Origin of the sequence: Pseudoxanthomonas japonensis (genome assembly GCF_010093445.1) — a bacterium.
Lineage (GTDB): Bacteria > Pseudomonadota > Gammaproteobacteria > Xanthomonadales > Xanthomonadaceae > Pseudoxanthomonas_A > Pseudoxanthomonas_A japonensis.
This window is the reverse complement of the sequence record NZ_PDWW01000006.1, coordinates 77,929-94,807: the sequence shown is the minus strand read 5'-3', so window position 1 is coordinate 94,807 and position 16,879 is coordinate 77,929. Positions and strand designations below refer to the sequence as shown.

The window sequence follows — 16,879 nt, the reverse complement described above, 5'->3', positions numbered from 1 at the left end:
TCCTGCTCCACGGGCTGTTCACGATTTTCCGCACCCTGCGTGCTACCCTCGCGCCGATGATGCGAAACGCACTTTCCTGTCTGCTGGTGCTGGGCCTTGCGTCCTGCGCCACGCCGCAACCCCCGCCGCCGGCCGCGTCGGCGACGCCTCCCGCTCCCGCTTCCACGACCCCGGCCGAAACCTCGGTCGAGCGTGTTGCCGAGGTGCCGCCGGAAGCGCTGAAGCCGGTCGATTTCCCTACCGCGCGTGCGCAGTTCGTCAAGGACACGGCGGCGAAGTACGGCATCGCGCCGGGCGAGATCGAAGCCACGCTGGCCAAGGCGCAGTTCCTCGACAGCGTGGTCGCGGCCATGTCGCGTCCCGCCGAGCGGGTGAAGCCGTGGAGCGAGTACCGCGTCGGTTTCCTTACGCAGGCGCGCATCGACGGCGGTCGCAAATTCATCGCCGCGCATCGTGACGAATTGACCCGCGTCGAGCAGCAGTACGGCGTGCCCGCCGAGGTGATCGTCTCGATCATCGGCGTGGAAACCAACTACGGCGGCTTCACCGGCCGCCACAAGGTGCTGGATGCGCTGTATACGCTGGCGTTCCGTTATCCGCGGACCGGCGATCCGGCGCGTGCCGCGTACGAGCATCGCCGCGAGCAGTTCTTCCGTGATGAACTGGCGCAGCTGTTCGCGCTGGGCCGCGAGGAGAAGCTCGACATCGCGTCGCTGACCGGCAGCTATGCCGGCGCAATGGGACTGGGCCAGTTCATGCCGTCCAGCTACCGCGAATTCGCGGTGGACGGCAACGGCGACGGTCGCCGCGACCTGTTCACCACGTATCCGGACATCTTCGCCTCGATCGCCAACTACTTCCGCAAGAAGGGCGGTGAGCGCGGTGGCTGGGTGCCGGGCGGTGCGGTGGTCGCGCGCGCGCAGTTGCAGGACGGGTTCGCCGAGTTCAATCCGGAGACGTGGACGCCCGACTACACGCTGGCGCAGCTGGCCGAGAAGGGCTATCGCCCGATCGAACCGGTGGCGCCGGACGCCACGGCGACGCTGGTGCAACTGGATGGCGCCGACGGCAAGCAGTACTGGCTGGGCTTCCAGAACTACTACGCGATCACCCGCTACAACAACTCCAAGATGTACGCGATGGCGGTGTACCAGTTGTCGCAGGCGATCGCCGGCCGCGAGATCCCGCCGGCATGAAGTGGCTGGCCCTGCCGCTGCTGGCGGTAGCCCTGGCCGCGTGCAGCACGGCGCCGAAGAAGTCCCCGTCGCCATCGACCGGCGGCATCACCCGCCCGTCGCCGGCGAAGCCTTCGCCCGGCATCGCCGGCAAGGACTGCTCGCGCTACGCACCGGCGCAGGAAGACCTGTCCACGCGCGGCGACTACACCGCCGGTGGTCTCTACAAGCCGGGCGTGTTGGATACCACGCCGGATCACGTGCCCGACCTGGACTGCATCCGCGAACCCGCGGTGACCGCCGAAGCGCGTTCGCCGATCGGCAACAAGTCGCCTTACAGCGTGCTGGGCAAGCAGTACCGTGTGCTGGACAAGGTGGACGGGTACGTCGAACAGGGCACCGCGTCGTACTACGGCAACAAGTTCCATGGCCGCCGCACCTCCAACCAGGAGGTGTACGACATGTACGCGTACAGCGCCGCGCACAAGTCGCTGCCGCTGCCGAGCTTCGCGCGTGTGACCAACCTGGACAACGGGCAATCGGTGGTGGTGCGGGTGAACGACCGCGGCCCCTTCCACGAAGGCCGCGTGATCGACCTGAGCTACGCCGCCGCGGTCAAGCTGGGCATCACCCAGCGGGGTACCGGGCGCGTGGAAGTGCGTGCGCTGACGCCGGATGGCAGCACGCTGGCCACCGCGCCTGCCCCTGTGCCTTCGTCGTCGGCGATGGACCAGCTGGTCGGGCAGTTGCCGAAAGACGCGGCGCGTTACCACGTGCCGGCGAAAGCGGGCGATACCCCGAGCGCGGCCGGTTTCGAGGCATGGATGAAGGCCAACGGCGTGCGCGTGGCGTCCGGCAAGCCGGGCGCGCCCACTGCGCCTGCCGTGGTCGCCAGCACCGCCATGCCCACCCCGGCAGTGCCCACGGGTGCAGCGCCGGTCGCTGCATTGCCGGCTGCCGTGCAACTGCAGGTCGCCAGCTTCTCCAGCCGCGACAACGCCGACCGCGCGCTGGCGCGCCTGACCGCCGCCGGCATCGCCGATGCGCGGCTCAGCGATGTGCCGGGGGCGGACCGTCCGCTGTGGCGGCTGCGCGTGGGGGCGGCGGATGCCGCCTCGGCCGAAGCGCTGGCGGGCAGGATCGCGAGCCTGGGATTCGGACGCCCGCAGATCGTCCGCGAATAAGGCCTGCCTCCGTCCGGGGCTTTTTTACGTCTTTCCAACCCACGTCGCGGCTGGTCTCCCTACAATATTCGCCTTGAATCGTCAGGCCCACGGCCTTGCCAGGAGTTTTCCGCCGATGAAGTTCCGTTTCGCCCTCGCCGCGCTCGCGACCACCGCCATGGGCCTGGCCATCGCCCAGACCCCCGCGCCGACCCCGGCACCCGCCGCTCCGGCTGCCGCCGCCGTGGAAATCCCGCCGCCGCCCAAGCCCGTGGGCACGGCCTGGGTGCTGGTCGACTACATCACCGGCCAGGTCCTGGCAGGCGAGAACTACAACGAGCGCGTCGAGCCGGCCAGCATCACCAAGGTCATGACCTCGTACGTGCTGGCGGCCGAGCAGAAGAACGGCAAGATCAAGCCCGACGACCAGGTGATGATGAGCGAGCGCGCCTGGCGCGAAGGTGGCGCTGGCACCGACGGCAGCTACAGTGGATTCGCCGTCAACAAGACCGCGCCGCTGCTGGACATGGAAAAGGGCATGGCCGTGCAGTCGGGCAACGACGCCGCGATCGCGCTGGCCGAGCACGCCGCCGGCAGCCAGGAAGCCTTCGCGTCGCTGATGAACAACTACGCCGCGCAGATCGGCATGAAGGGCTCGCACTTCGTCAATGCGCACGGCCTGTCCGCGCCGGAGCACTACTCGACGGCGTACGACCTGGCGCTGCTGGGCCGCGCCTTCATCCGCGACTATCCCGAGCAGTACGCCTTCAACAAGATCAAGGAATTCACTGTCGGCACCATCACCCAGCCGAACCGCAACCTGCTGCTGTGGCGCGATGCCAGCGTTGACGGCATCAAGACCGGCCACCACTCGGGTGCTGGCTACTGCCTGATGAGCTCGGCCAAGCGTGGCGACCAGCGCCTGGTCGCGGTGGTGATGGGCTCGACCTCCGAGAAGCAGCGCGCCGACGACAGCCTGGCGCTGTTGAACTGGGGCTTCCGCTTCTACGAAACGCACCGCCTGTACGAGCCGGGCAAGGCCATCGCCACGCAGCGCGTGTGGAAGGGCCAGGCCAAGGAAGTGCAACTGGGCGTCGCGCAGCCGATGCTGGTCAGCGTGCCGCGTGGCCGCTACGAGCAGCTGAAGCCGACGATGGACGTGCCCAAGACGCTGGTCGCTCCGATCGCGGCAGGTCAGGCCATCGGCACGGTGAAGGTCACGCTCGACGGCAAGGTCGTCGCGGAATCGCCGCTGGTGGCGATCACGCCGATCGAAGAGGCCGGCTTCTTCAAGCGCCTGTGGGATGCATTCTGGATGTGGTGGGAGTCGGAGTGATCCGACGCGCGCGCTCTTGAGCAAAAAGGTCGGCGCATGCCGGCCTTTTTGTTACCGGTGGTTACAGGCCGGTGGCGATCAGTGCGATGGCGATGATCGCCAGCGGAATCGCCAGCAGGTTCATGCGGCTGAGTCGCTCGCGGAACAGCAGCGTGCCGGCCAGTGTGCCCAGCACGACCACGCCGATGTTCATCGTGGAGAACACCACGGCCGGGTTGTCCGGCAGCGCACGGTGCGCCTTCACGTAGAACAGGATGTTGCCGAAGTTCAGTGCGCCGAGCAGCAGGCCATACCCAAGCGCCGGCAACGCAAGGGCGGGACCGCCACGCGCGCTGCGTACCCGTTGCACGCCAAGCATCACCACGAACGCGGCGATGAAGGCGACCTGCAGCGACGCGGCGAACGGCGTGCCGGCCGCGGCGATGTGCTTCAGCAGCACGTCCACGCTGGCATAGCCGACCAGCACCAGCAGCGGCAACGCCCAGCCGGTCCAGCCGCCTTCGGCTTCCGCGGACGCGGCGCGCGGGCGCAGCACGAGCAGCACGATCGCCAGCAGACCCAGTGCGAGACCGGTCAGGCGCAGCGCATCGGCCCGTTCGCCGAACCACAGGAACGCGGCCAACAGCGACAGCACCAGCGACATGCGCTGGGCGATGTCGGTGCGCACGATACCGGCCGCGCGAACGGAGGCCGACAACGCCAGGAAGATGCCGGGCAGCAGCACCGCCAGCAGGGCGAGGGCAGGCCAGGGTGCGTGCGGCGCGGCAAGCGACGCCAGCGGCGGGTCCAGCAGGGCGAAGCACAGCAGCGAGGCCGCCAGATAGTTCCAGGCGATGCCCTGCGCGGTGTCGATGCCGCGCCGCTGCATGAGTTTCAGCAGTACCGAGACCAGCACGCTGCAGACGACGCTGGAGAGCAGGTAGGGCACGGCGGACCTCACGGATGGGGCCGGCATTATCGCCGCATCGCCCCCTGAGCCACGTCCGATGGCCTTTGGGTGTCACTCTTTTCGTTTTCATCCAGCGAAACCGCATTCTTCGCCTATCATCGCGTTCGGGCGACCCGGCACGCGAAGGCAGGCCACGCCCGCAACGGAAGGTCCGCGGGGTGCGGGCACCATCATTCTCAAGGAGAAGCACGCGTGAACAGGGGAACCTGCAAGAAGATGACGATGACGGCCTGCCTGCTGATGGCGGCCGCTGCGACAACGCCCGCCTGGGCGCAACGCCAGAGTGCGCAGGACCAGCGCAAGCAGCAGACCGCGGAGATCCCGACCTGCACCAAGCCGCTGGGCAGCATCTCGGTGATCGAGCCCGAGGACGGCGTGAACTGGTGGAGCGGCCAACAGCTGCCGGCGCCGTCTAAGCTGATCAAGGTGTTCGTCAACAAGTCGCGCTGCTTCACGCTGGTGGACCGTGGCGTCGGCATGGGCGCGGCGATGGCCGAGCGTGACCTCGCGGCCAGTGGCGAACTGCGCAATCGCTCGAACATCGGCAAGGGCCAGATCCGTGCGGCCGACTACGTGCTGGTGCCGGACCTGATCTCGCAGAACAGCAACGCCGGCGGCAATGCCATCAGCGGCCTGCTGGGCGGGCTGATGGGCGGCAACGTCGGCCGCATGGTTGGTGGCCTCGACTTCAAGAAGAAGACCGCCGACGTGGTGCTGACGGTCACCGACGTGCGTTCGTCCGAACAGGTCGCCATGGCCGAAGGCAGCGCCAAGAAGACCGACATCGGCTGGGGCGCGGGCGGCAGCCTGTTCACCGGCAGCCACTGGGGCGGCGGCGGTGCCAGCGGTTACGCCAACACCGAGATCGGGCAGGTCATCACGCTGGCCTACCTGCAGGCCTACACCAACCTGGTCAGCGAACTGGGCGGCCTGTCCGGCAATGCGTCGGCCTCTAATGCCCACCAGGCGGTCGAGATGACCAAGCCGGGCCGGTTGTTCGCCAATCCCAAGGGCACCGGCAAGGCCGTGCGCGATCTGGATCCGGGCATGATGCTGTACCCCACCGGCAACAAGGACGGGGTGATGTGGGAAGTCGAGGACGAACTCGGCAACAAGGGCTGGGTCTCGTCCAGCCTGGTGCAGCTGGCGCGCTGAACCGCCGCGCTGCAGTGACGGAGGGCCGCGCAAGCGGCCCTTCGTCGTTCCGGAGGCGTGCGGCTTGGCTTTCGCTGCCGGCGTCCCAATAATCCGGGCATGGAAATCAAATCCGACAACCCCGAACACGGCTTCCAGTTCCCCGGCACCTTCGAGCTCAGCGCGATGGGCACGGCCGGCACCGGCCTGGAAACCGAACTGCCGCGCCTGCTGGAATCGAAGGGCGTGGAAGTCCTGCATGAAGACATCAGCTGGAAGCATTCGGCCAACGGCAAGTACGTCTCCGTGCGCATCCGCTTCCAGGCCAACGACCGCGCCCAGTACGACGCTGCCCATGAGGCGTTGCGCGACCATCCCGAAGTGAAGTGGACGCTGTGACCGCGACCTGCATCGTCCGCGAGCTCGGCCGCCAGCCGTACGAGCCGGTCTGGCGCGCGATGCAACGCTTTACGGATGCCCGCACCGAGGCGACCGCCGACGAACTCTGGCTGGTCGAACACGATCCGGTGTTCACCCTCGGCCAGGCCGGCAAGCCCGAGCATGTGCTCGCGGCGGGCGATATTCCGGTGATCAACGTCGACCGTGGTGGACAGGTGACGTACCACGGCCCTGGTCAGATCGTCGCGTATCCGTTGTTCGACCTGAAGCGCCTCAAGGTCGGCGTGCGCGACTACGTCTGCAAGATCGAGCAGGCGATGATCGATACGCTGGCCGACTGGAACATCCACGCCGAGCGCAAGGACGGCGCGCCCGGCGTGTACGTGGCCGACGCCAAGATCGGCGCGCTCGGCATCCGCGTGCGTCGCGGCTATACGTTCCATGGCCTCGCGTTCAATATCGCGATGGACCTGGAGCCGTTCCACCGCATCAATCCCTGCGGCTACCAGGGCCTGCAGGTCGTCTCGCTGGCCGATCTCGGCGGCCCGGGCAGCATGGACCAGGTGAAGCCGGTGCTGCTGAAGCACATGGCGGAGCAGTTCGGGCTCGCGCTGCAACACGAGACCGCGTTGCCGGATCTTTCCGAAGCCGCTTAGCGCGGACTGGTTATGTAATTGTGGGAGCGACGTCAGTCGCGATGGCTTTCCAGGGAATCTTGCCGCCGTAGGTCATCCAGGCCTGGCGTATTCCAGGACTCATCACGCATGGCTGCCCTCGCACTTGGTCGTATCGCGACTCACGTCGCTCCCACATCGATGTTGATCGCATGTGTCGCACCACCCCATGCCACAATCGGTCGCCATGAATGATGCGACCCCGTCCCTCGATGCCGAACGCAGTGCCCTGATCGAACGCGGCCTGGTGCGATTGCGCGCCGTATCGACGGATGTCGATGCCCTCCTGGCCGACACGCATCACATCGATCGCGTATCGCGTGTCATCGCGACCAGCGACTTTGCGCTCGAGACGCTGCGCCGTCAGCCCGACCTGTTGGCGGCATTGCTGCACGACGATGGCGCGGCGCCATGGCCGGTGCCCGCGTTGGCGCCGGACAACACCACGCACTGGCCGGAGCTGTTGCGCCGCTACCGCGCGGCGGAATCGACGCGCCTGGTCTGGCGCGACGTGCACGGCCTGGACACCGTCGACGACACGCTGGTCGGCACCACGCGGCTGGCGGAAATCTGCCTGCAGACCGCACTCGAAGCCCTCGAAGCGGAATTTGCGCAGCGCCATGGCGTGGTGCGTTCGCCCGATGGCAGCGCGCAGCGCCTGGTCGTGTTCGGCCTGGGCAAGCTGGGTGGCGGCGAGCTGAACTTCTCGTCCGACATCGACCTGGTCTACGCCTATCCGCAGGGCGGTGAGTCCGACGGCGCGCGATCGCTTGCGGCCGAGGACTACTTCATGCGGCTGGGCCAGCGGCTGGCGAAACTGCTGGACGAACCGACCGTCGACGGCTTCTGCCATCGCGTCGACCTGCGTCTGCGTCCGTTCGGCAATGCCGGGCGCGTCGCGCTGTCCTTCGCCGGCATGGACCAGTACTTCCAGCGCGAAGGCCGCGACTGGGAACGCTACGCGTGGCTGAAGGCGCGCGCGGTGGCGGGCGATATCGAGGCCGGCGAGCGCTGGCTGGAATCGCTGCGCCCATTCGTCTACCGCCGCTACCTGGACTACACCGCGCTCGACGGTCTGCGCGAGATGAAGGCGGCGATCGCCGCGGAAGTCGCGCGCCGCGAGCTGGCCGACGACATCAAGCGCGGGCCGGGCGGCATCCGCGAAATCGAATTCCTGGCGCAGGCATTGCAGTTGATCCGCGGCGGTCGCGAACCGTCACTGCGCGAACGGCGTTTGCGCGTCGCGCTGCCGGCACTGGTCGCCGCGCGGCAGGTTTCGGTCGAGGAAGGCGATGCGCTGATGCAGGCCTATCGCTTCCTGCGCCTGCTGGAGAACCGCCTGCAGATGCTGCGCGACGCGCAGACGCATGCCCTGCCGGAAGATCCCCTGGACCGGCATCGCATTGCGCGTGGACTCGACTATCCGGACTGGGACGGCCTGCGCGCCGCCCTGGACGTGCAACGCGCACGCGTAGCCGCCGAATTCGCCGAACTGCTGGCGCCCCGGCAGCGCGATGCGGCGCCGGATGCCCTGGCGCTTTACTGGCGTGCGCTGCCCGACGGTGGCGAGGCGGACACGCTGGCGGCTTCCGGTTTCGCCGATGCCGGCAGCGCCGATGGCGCATTGCGCGAGTTCGCGCAGTTCAGCGGCGTGCGTGCGTTGTCCGACAGTGCGCGCGCGCGACTGGATCGCGTGGTGCCGGCGCTGCTCGACGCCTGCGCGCGCTCGTCCCAGCCGGATGCCGCGCTGCGTCGCGTACTGTCGCTGTTGCAGGCCATCTTGCGCCGCGCCAGCTATCTGGCGCTGCTCGACGAGCAGCCCAGTGCGCTCGGTCGGCTGGTGGACGTGCTGGCACGCAGTGCGCTGCTGTCCGAGCGGCTGGCGCAGTATCCGTTGCTGCTGGACGAACTGCTCGATACCCGCGTCTCCGGACCGATGCCGGATCGCGACGAACTGCGGACCGAGTGCGAGGCCGCACTGGTCGAGGACGATCCGGAAACCTGCCTGCGCGTATTGAACGAGCGGCGCCTGGCGCTGAGCTTCCGCGTCGCGTTGGCCGCGCTGGATGGCCGCCAGTCCGCGCGCGACAGCGTGCGTCAGCTGGCGTGGCTGGCGGACGAGGTGGTCCGCGTCGTGGTGCAGGTCGCCACGCGCGATGTCGCTGCGTCGCACGGGATCGTCGCGGACGGCCGGTTCGCGGTGGTCGGCTATGGCAGCCTGGGGGGCGAAGAACTCGGCTTCGGTTCGGATCTCGACCTGGTGTTCCTGTTCGATGCGCCGGCCGACACGGAATCCGATGGCGCGCGTCCGATGGAGGCCGGCCGCTGGTATGCGCGACTCGCGCAGAAGATCGTCGCGCTGCTCGGCGCGGTGACCGCCGCCGGCCGGCTCTACGATGTCGACGTGCGCCTGCGCCCTGACGGGGCGAAGGGGCTGCTGGTGTCGTCGCTCACGAGCTTCACCGAGTACCAGCGCGAGCGTGCCTGGACCTGGGAACATCAGGCGCTGGTGCGCGCGCGTGGCGTCGCCGGCGATGCCATGCTGTTGCAGGCGTTCGAGGACGTCCGCACCACGACGCTGGCGCGCTCGCGCGACGACGACGTCCTGCGTGGCGAGGTGATCAGGATGCGTGCGCGCATGCGCAGCGAGCTGGACCGCAGTGACGCCGCCCGCTTCGACCTGAAGCAGGGTGCCGGTGGCCTGGTCGACCTGGAGTTCCTGCTCCAGTACCTCGTGCTGCGCGATGCCACGGTGCAGCCCGCCTTGCTGCTGCCACGCGATACACCGGGGCTCATCGGGTCGCTGGCGACCGCGGGCGCACTGTCTTCGCAAGAAGCCGATGCGCTGGAAGCGGTGCACGCGACCTTCGTCGCCGAGGGGTTGGCCTGCACGCTGGATAGACGTCCAAGGCTGGTCGTCGAGAACGCAGGACTGGCGACGGCACGCGCCGTGGTGATGCGGACGACGACGGCACACGGACTCGCCTTCGATCCGCTGTAGGAGCGGGCCATGCCCGCGATGCGTCTGATTCGACATCAAGGCAAGAGCATCGCGGGCATGGCCCGCTCCTACACACGATCAGGGGGCAGCAGGATCCGAAACGTAGCTACGGGAGCAGGAGGCCCAGTCGGGTGCGCACCTCGGCGGCGATGCGCTCGGTCTCGCGCAGCGGCTCGCCCTCGAACGTTGTCGATCCGTCGGCGAGATCGTGGATGCGTCCGCGCTGGCGCAAGGCGTCGAGGAAGCGGCGAGGACGTCCGCCGACGCGACCGGGTTCGAATACCTGCACCGGTACACGCGTGCCGCAGGCTTCCGACAGCATGTTGACCGACTCCGGTGTGCAGACGATGCGGTCGGCCCAGGCGAGCAGGCCGGCATACGGATTCGGGCCGTCGGACGGATCGCACCACACGAGCGTATGCGGCCGGTGCGCCCAGCGCCGGCGCACGGCGTCGATCACGGCGGGTGGCGTGCGTCGTGAGGTGGTGACCAGCAGGCTGCCATCCACCGCCGTGTCATCGAGCAGGATCGCGAGCCGTGCGAACGCAGCGGCATCGAACCGGTAGTGCGCGCTGTCGCCGCCGAGCAGGACGGACGTGCGCGGTGAGGGCAGGGCGGCGAGTGTGGGAAACGCGGCGCGCGCATCGGCCAGCCAGGCATCGTCGACCGGGTTCAGGCTGCCGAGCGGGGTCAGCACGTTTGGACCGGTGAGCCCATCGTGTTCCGGTGCGATGACCAGGTCCCAATGCGACGGCTCGATACGCGGATCGAGGATCTGCACGACGCGGCTGCCGCGTCTGCGCAGCAGCCGCGTCGCCAGCGCGGCCTGGCGACCACAGCCGATCGCAACTGCGGGCGCATGCATCCATGAGGCGTGGAAGGCCGTACCGAATGCGTGTTCCGCCGCGGGTAGCGCGTGGGGCGCGATCCAGCGCCAGGGTGCACGCGGTTCCAGCGTCACGTCCCACGCGCGCCCACCGAGTGCACGCGCCAACGACTGCGCCTGGCGTACGTTGCCGGCGTGGCCGTCGGTCAGGGTGCAGAGACCGCGGGATTCGGCCTGGAGGGGGCGTGTTTGTTCCACCGGTTAAAACAATCCGTTCCGGGTCGATTGGATATTGCCATGGTCAGGACACTCTACACTGCCCGTCCGATGCGCCGGCCCGTGCCGCCGCGACGCGCTTCCCTTCCTTGCGACAGGTAACCCATGTCCCACGCCCTCGATGCCGCCTCGCTCGACCAGCTGTTCCGCACCGCCCGCACCTACAACGCCTTCACCGGCGAGGTCAGCGACGACACCCTGCGCCAGCTGTACGACCTGCTGAAGTTCGGTCCCACCCAGGCCAACACCACGCCGGCGCGCTTCGTGTTCGTGAAGTCCGCCGAGGCCAAGGCCAAGCTGGGCCCGGCGCTGTCCGAAGGCAACTACAAGAAGACGATGGAGGCCCCGGTCACCGTCATCATCGGCCGCGACGAGGACTTCCACGAGAAGCTGCCGTTCCTCTTCCCGCACACCGACGCCAAGGCGTGGTTCGACGGTCCGCGCGAGAACCGCAGCAAGCCCTCGCTGCGCAACATGAGCCTGCAGGCGGCCTACCTGATCATCGCCGCGCGCGCGCTGGGCCTGGATGCCGGCCCGATGACCGGCTTCGATGCGGACAAGGTGGACGAGGCGTTCTTCGCCGGCACTGCCATCAAGTCCGACATCCTGGTCAACCTGGGCCATGGCGACCCGGCCAGCATCTTCCCGCGTTCCCCGCGCCTGGGCTTCGACGAAGCCGCGCGCATCCTCTGACACCCCACCACCCGGAGACATCCCCATGCGCAAGACCCTGCTCGTTGCCGCCCTGTTCGCGTTCGCCGGTTCCGCCTTCGCGGCGCCGGTGACCTACAAGATCGATCCCAGCCACACCAACGTGCTGGCCAGCTGGAACCATTTCGGCTTCTCCAACCCCAGCGCCAACTTCGGCCAGGCCGACGGCACGCTGGTGTACGACGCCGCCGACGTGTCCAAGTCCAGCGTGCAGGTCACGCTGCCGCTGACCGGCCTGAGCGCGCTGGCCGACCAGTTCTACGACCACCTGACCAGCGACAAGTGGTTCGATGCCGCCAAGTATCCGTCCGCCACCTTCAAGAGCACCAAGGTCGAAGCCGCGGGCGAAGGCAAGCTGAAGGTTACCGGCGACCTCACCATCAAGGGCATCACCAAGCCGGTGGTGCTGGACGTGACGCTGAACAAGGCGGGCGAGCACCCGATGAAGAAGGTGCCGGCGATCGGCTTCGACGCCACGGCTACCGTCAAGCGCAGCGATTTCGACGTGGGCGCGTATGCCCCGATGGTCAGCGACGAAGTCGCGCTGAAGATCACCACCGAAGCCACGGCCGACGCGAAGAAGTAAACCCGCTGCGATCCGGCGCTCCTCCCCCGCCCGGTACCGCCAGCAAGGACTCGCCGCCCCGCCCACGCCGGGCGGCGTTTTCCTTTTCGGGGAGCGGTTCCATGGGCGGCCGTGGCGCCGACTGGTAGACTGGCCGCCTCGTTCCACGACCGCCTGCACGCCATGAGCCAGACCGCCACCGCGCCCGCCAACGCCGAGAAGCGCTACACCGTGTCGCGCGCCGACCTGCCGCTGAGCTGCCCGCTGCCGTCGATGGCGTTGTGGAACTCGCATCCGCGCGTGTACCTGGCCATTGAAGACGCGGCAGGCGGTGAAGTGCAGTGCCCGTATTGCGGCTCGCACTTCGTCCTGGCCGACTGACCGCCTGATGCGGTCGCGCCGCATCGCCCTTCGACCATGCGCCGGCTGACCGTCGTCCAGCTGCTGCCGGCGCTGGAGTCCGGCGGCGTCGAACGCTCCACGCTGGAGATCGCCGATGCACTGGTGCGCGCCGGCCATCGCGCCGTGGTCGTGTCCGCGGGGGGCCGGTTGGAGCCTGCGCTACGCGCCACGGGCGCGGAACATGTCACCCTGGACATCGGCCGCAAGTCGCTGCTGACGTTGCGCCATGCCGGCGCGTTGCGACACCTGTTTGCCGAGGTCGGCGCCGATATCGTGCACGCGCGTTCACGCCTGCCGGCCTGGATCGGTCTATGGGCGGTGCGCAGCATGCCGTCGCCATCGCGGCCGCGCTTCGTCACCACCATGCACGGGTTGAATTCGCCGGGCCGCTACAGCGCGGTGATGACCTACGGCGAACGCGTGATCTGCGTCTCCGACACGGTGCGCCGTTACCTGCTCCAGCACTATCCGCGAACGGATCCCGGCAAGCTGGTGGTGATTCCGCGCGGCATCGATCCGTCGCAATTCCCGCGCGCCGCGCACCCGGATGCCGAGGCACGTGCATGGGCAGCAGCGCAGCATCCCGCGCTGGCGGGCGATGGTCCGCTGTTGGTGTTGCCGGGACGTGGCACGCGCCTGAAGGGGCACCGTGAGGCGCTCGCGTTGTTGGGCAACCTGCGCGACCGCGGCGTGGATGCCCGCCTGTGGATGCCCGGCGCGCGTGAGCGCGGGCGCGAGCAGTACATGGTCGAGCTGGAAACGGAAGCGCAGCTCGGCCGGTTCGCCGATGCGCTCGCCATCACGCCGCCGACGACGGAAATCGCCCGTGCCTATGCCGCCAGCGACCTGGTGCTGCAGCTGTCGCGCAAGCCCGAAGCCTTCGGTCGCACGGTGATCGAGGCGTTCTCGGTGGGACGTCCGGTCGTGGGCTGGGCGCACGGCGGCGTCGGCGAACTGCTGGCCGGACTGCAGCCGCGCGGCGCCGTGCCGGCGTTCGACGAGGGCGTGCTGCTCGACACGGTGCAGGACGTCCTCGCCCATCCACCGCCGCCATTGGCTACGATGGCGGCCTACACCCTGCGCGCGATGCAGGACGCCACGCTCGCCCTCTACCACGATCTTGCCGATGACCGCCGACTCGCCATCGATTCCTGATACGCCGCGTCCACGCGACACGCACGGCTGGCGCTGGGCGCCCGCATGGGTGCTGACGTTCGTCGCGCTGTGGCCGGCACCTGGGTACGCCGAAGGCGTCATGGTGCTGGGTGCGCTGGCGGCCATCGTCCGCCTGCTGCTCGACCGCTTCCGCGGCGGCACGCGCCTGTTGAGCGGTGGCGCGTGGGCGCTGACGAGTGCGCTGTTCGCCGCGTATTGGCTGCCGCAGGTGATCTCGGCGATCGACGCCGTCGACATGCCGCGCGCGCTGCGCGAGGCGGCGGTGGACCTGCGCTATCTGCCGTTCCTGTGGCTGGCGGCGGCGGCGGTGGCGAATGCGCACGCCAGACGCACGACCTTCAACGGTCTCGCCATCATCATGGCGATCTGGACGCTGGATGCGCTGGCGCAGGTGGTGTTCGGCGGCAGCCCCCTGTTCTGGGGACTGGACCAGCTGAAGCACCTGATAAGCGGGCGGCCGATGTGCACCAAGGACGCCGTCATGGCCGTGGATCGCCTGAGCGGTTTCCTGGGGCCCTGCAATCTCAAGCTCGGCATGGTCATGGCCAGCCTGTCACCATTCCTCCTGTTCGTGGCGGCACGCCGCATGGAGGTCGCGGGATGGCTGCTGGCGGCGACGCTGGTCGGCATCGTGGTGCTGCTGGCGGGCGCGCGCGCCGCGTGGATTACCTACGCGCTGGTGCTGGTGTTCTCGGGCTGGCGCCTGCTGGGCTGGAAGCGGCTGCTTGCGGTGTTTGGGTTCGGCGCGCTGCTGCTGACGCTGCTGGCAGTCGTATCGCCGCAGGTGCGCGAACGCGTGGTGCGTACCACGCAAGCGCTGACCGCCGACGGCTCCGGGGTCGACACCGCGCTCTCGGGCCGCGCGCAGATCTGGTCCGCCGCGACCTGCATGGTGTGGGAGCATCCGGTCAACGGCGTGGGCGCTCGCGGCTTCCGCGAAGCCTATCCGGACTGCGATGCGACGCCGCAGCAGCGCCCTGCATGGGGTGAAGGTCCCGCGCTGCACGCGCACCAGATCGTCCTCGAGATCCTCAGCGAAACCGGCGCGATCGGCCTGCTGCTGTGGCTGGCCGGCGCGGCGCTGGCGATACGCGCATGGCGCTACGCCACGCCGCAGGCGAAGGAGCGCGCCCGCCCGGCGATGCTGGCGCTGGCGGTGACGGTGTTTCCGTTGAACACGCACCTCGCGTTCTATTCCACCTTCTGGGGCGGGCTCACGCTGATGCTGGCGGCGCTGTATGCGGGCAGCCTGCTGGCGCGCGATGACGAGTGAGCGCGCGCGTGGCAGGCGCTGCTGGTTCGTGGCGCCCGCCAATCTGTTGGCTTCCGGTATCGCGCGACTGCCGCAACCCTGGTTGCTGAGCCTCGGCAGCGTGGCGACGTGGTTGCTGTGGCCGCTGCTCGCCAAGCGCCGGCGCCACGCGGCGACCAACCTTTCACTGTGTTTTCCGGCACTGGACGAACGCGCCCGCATGCGCCTGCTGCGCGACACCGTGCGTGCGACGGTGACCGGCGTGTTCGAACTGATCCGCGGCTGGTACGCGCCTGCGCGCGTCCTGCGCGGGCTCGCCGACGTGCAGGGGCTCGAGCACGTCCGTGCCGCGCAGGCGCAAGGGCGCGGCATCCTGCTGTTCGGCGGGCACATCCCGCATTCGGAGCTGTGCGCCCGCCTGCTGGGCGAGGCGCTGGGCGAACGCGTGAGCATCGTCGCGCGGCGCAACAACGACCCCTGCATCGAGCGATGGATGGATAGCGCACGCCGGCGCGTGTTCGCCGACGTCATCGCCAAGAAGGATGTCCGCGGCCTGCTGCGCACGCTCTCGCGCGGCGGCATCGTGGCGTACTCGGCCGACCAGGATTTCAACTACCAGAACGCCTTCGTGCCGTTCTTCGGCGTGCCGGCGGCCACCCTGACCGCCACGCCCGACCTGGCGCGCCGCGGCAACGCGGTGGTGCTGCCGTTCTGGTTCCATCGCGATGCCGACGGACGCTACCAGCTACGCGTGGAGCCGACGTGGAGCGGATGGCCGAGCGGCGATCCGGCGCAGGATGCGGCGCGTTACATGGCGGAGTTGGAAACCGTCGTCCGCCAGCATCCCGAGCAGTATCTGTGGGTGCACCGGCGATTCAAGACGCGCCCGCCGGGCGAGCCGGAGCTCTACCGGTAGAGTTCGCCACGGCCGTCTGGCTGGCGTTTGAAGCGCCGGTGGATCCACAGGTACTGGGTGGGCGCCTGCCGCACCATCCCCTCGATCGCGGCAATCACGCGCGCGGTATCGGCGGTGGCATCGGTCGAGGGGAAGTCCTCGAACGCGGGCGACAGTGTCAGCGTGTGCCCGCCGTCTTCGCGGCGGACGTGCGCGAAGGCGATCACCGCCGCACCGGACAGTCGCGCCAACTGGTGCGTCGAGGTCAGGCTGTAGGCGGGGTGGCCGAAGAACGGGACGAACACGCTGTCGCCGCGGCGCGTGTCCTGGTCGGGCGCGAACCACAGCAGGCCGCCCTGCTTGAGGTGCTTCAGCGCGGGGCGCAGTTCCTCGCGCGTGAACATCGCGGTGGCGTAGCGGAGCCGTCCGCGCTTGACCGCCCATTCCATCGCGCCCTGGTTGTGCGGGCGGTACATGCCGGCCAATGGTGCGTAGTCGCACATCAGGCGCGCCGAGATCTCCAGCGTGGTGAAGTGGCCCGATACCACGATCACGCCACGTCCGCCTGCGCGCGCCGCGGTCAGGTGTTCGAGCCCTTCGACCTGCAGGCCCTTCCGCATCGGGTCGACGCTGCCCCACCACGCGCGCGCGAATTCGAACAGGCCGATGCCGAGCTCGCCGAAGCTGGCGCGCGCCAGCGCCTCCTGCCGTTGCGCATCCAGCTCGGGAAAGCACAGCGCGATATTGCGCCGGGCCACATGCCGGCGATCGCGCAGCACGCGGTACAGCAGCGCACCGACGGCGCGGCCGATCGGGCGCTGCAGGATCCACGGCACGCGGGCGGCCAACCATGCCAGTCCGATGCCCAGCCAGGACGGCCACTGCCGTGGGCCCATCGGAGGACGCTCGCCGGCGTCGGAGGATCGCTTCTCGGATTCGGCCATG

General features: G+C 68.8%; 16 protein-coding genes. 13 read left to right on the top strand and 3 right to left on the bottom strand.

Going from position 1 to position 16,879, the window contains the following annotated elements; all coding sequences use genetic code 11:
* Positions 1-56: 56 nt before the first annotated feature.
* From mltB to CSC78_RS06775, 3 genes are all read left to right on the top strand, one after another.
* Positions 57-1,196: a lytic murein transglycosylase B gene (mltB, locus tag CSC78_RS06785; protein ID WP_162337149.1), complete on the top strand. Its 1,140-nt coding sequence runs from the start codon at positions 57-59 to the stop codon at positions 1,194-1,196.
* Entirely contained in the window at positions 1,193-2,359 is a 1,167-nt protein-coding gene (locus tag CSC78_RS06780) for a septal ring lytic transglycosylase RlpA family protein (RefSeq protein ID WP_162337148.1), read from the top strand. Before mltB ends, CSC78_RS06780 begins: the two co-directional genes overlap by 4 nt.
* A 115-nt stretch (positions 2,360-2,474) precedes the next feature.
* The gene (locus CSC78_RS06775; RefSeq protein ID WP_162337147.1) at positions 2,475-3,674 is read left to right on the top strand and encodes a D-alanyl-D-alanine carboxypeptidase family protein; all 1,200 of its coding nucleotides are present in this window, start codon (positions 2,475-2,477) and stop codon (positions 3,672-3,674) included.
* 61 nt (positions 3,675-3,735) lie between these two features.
* Here CSC78_RS06775 and CSC78_RS06770 read toward each other — a convergent pair whose 3' ends face one another.
* Complete coding sequence (locus tag CSC78_RS06770; RefSeq protein WP_162337216.1) at positions 3,736-4,602, bottom strand: EamA family transporter; 867 nt, start codon at positions 4,600-4,602, stop codon at positions 3,736-3,738.
* A gap of 261 nt (positions 4,603-4,863) precedes the next feature.
* Here CSC78_RS06770 and CSC78_RS06765 point away from each other — a divergent pair, with 261 nt between their 5' ends.
* From CSC78_RS06765 to glnE, 4 genes are all read left to right on the top strand, one after another.
* The gene (locus CSC78_RS06765; RefSeq protein WP_379608865.1) at positions 4,864-5,778 is read left to right on the top strand and encodes a CsgG/HfaB family protein; all 915 of its coding nucleotides are present in this window, start codon (positions 4,864-4,866) and stop codon (positions 5,776-5,778) included.
* A 99-nt stretch (positions 5,779-5,877) separates the two neighbouring features.
* Complete coding sequence (locus tag CSC78_RS06760) at positions 5,878-6,156, top strand: DUF493 family protein (protein ID WP_162337146.1); 279 nt, start codon at positions 5,878-5,880, stop codon at positions 6,154-6,156.
* A complete protein-coding gene (gene lipB / locus CSC78_RS06755) occupies positions 6,144-6,812 on the top strand; it encodes a lipoyl(octanoyl) transferase LipB (protein ID WP_162337145.1) in 669 nt (222 codons plus the stop codon). Before CSC78_RS06760 ends, lipB begins: the two co-directional genes overlap by 13 nt.
* Before the next feature lie 205 nt (positions 6,813-7,017).
* Positions 7,018-9,831 carry a bifunctional [glutamate--ammonia ligase]-adenylyl-L-tyrosine phosphorylase/[glutamate--ammonia-ligase] adenylyltransferase gene (gene glnE / locus CSC78_RS06750; protein ID WP_238391182.1) on the top strand — a complete coding sequence of 938 codons (2,814 nt, stop codon included), beginning with the start codon at positions 7,018-7,020 and terminating at the stop codon, positions 9,829-9,831.
* A 106-nt stretch (positions 9,832-9,937) separates the two neighbouring features.
* On the opposite strand, the gene CSC78_RS06745 is transcribed toward glnE, so the two are convergent.
* Complete coding sequence (locus CSC78_RS06745; protein WP_162337143.1) at positions 9,938-10,915, bottom strand: mitochondrial fission ELM1 family protein; 978 nt, start codon at positions 10,913-10,915, stop codon at positions 9,938-9,940.
* Between the two features lie 123 nt (positions 10,916-11,038).
* On the opposite strand from CSC78_RS06745, the gene CSC78_RS06740 reads away from it, so the two are divergent.
* From CSC78_RS06740 to CSC78_RS06715, 6 genes are all read left to right on the top strand, one after another.
* Complete coding sequence (locus tag CSC78_RS06740; protein WP_162337142.1) at positions 11,039-11,626, top strand: malonic semialdehyde reductase; 588 nt, start codon at positions 11,039-11,041, stop codon at positions 11,624-11,626.
* A 25-nt stretch (positions 11,627-11,651) separates the two neighbouring features.
* On the top strand, positions 11,652-12,230 hold the full coding sequence (locus CSC78_RS06735; RefSeq protein WP_162337141.1) for a YceI family protein: 579 nt from the start codon (positions 11,652-11,654) through the stop codon (positions 12,228-12,230).
* Positions 12,231-12,392: 162 nt separating this feature from the next.
* Positions 12,393-12,590, top strand: coding sequence for a zinc-finger domain-containing protein (locus CSC78_RS06730; protein ID WP_062357310.1), 198 nt, complete (start codon positions 12,393-12,395; stop codon positions 12,588-12,590).
* A gap of 36 nt (positions 12,591-12,626) precedes the next feature.
* Positions 12,627-13,766 (top strand): glycosyltransferase, encoded by a 1,140-nt coding sequence (locus tag CSC78_RS06725; RefSeq protein WP_162337140.1) that lies wholly within the window; start codon positions 12,627-12,629, stop codon positions 13,764-13,766.
* Positions 13,738-15,060 (top strand): O-antigen ligase family protein, encoded by a 1,323-nt coding sequence (locus CSC78_RS06720; RefSeq protein WP_162337139.1) that lies wholly within the window; start codon positions 13,738-13,740, stop codon positions 15,058-15,060. The genes CSC78_RS06725 and CSC78_RS06720 overlap by 29 nt, the downstream gene beginning before the upstream one ends.
* Positions 15,061-15,088: 28 nt before the next feature.
* On the top strand, positions 15,089-15,955 hold the full coding sequence (locus CSC78_RS06715) for a lysophospholipid acyltransferase family protein (protein WP_162337138.1): 867 nt from the start codon (positions 15,089-15,091) through the stop codon (positions 15,953-15,955).
* Here CSC78_RS06715 and lpxL read toward each other — a convergent pair.
* Positions 15,946-16,878, bottom strand: a complete 933-nt coding sequence (gene lpxL, locus CSC78_RS06710) for an LpxL/LpxP family Kdo(2)-lipid IV(A) lauroyl/palmitoleoyl acyltransferase (protein ID WP_162337137.1) — start codon at positions 16,876-16,878, stop codon at positions 15,946-15,948. The genes CSC78_RS06715 and lpxL overlap by 10 nt on opposite strands.
* Between the last annotated feature and the right edge of the window lies 1 nt (position 16,879).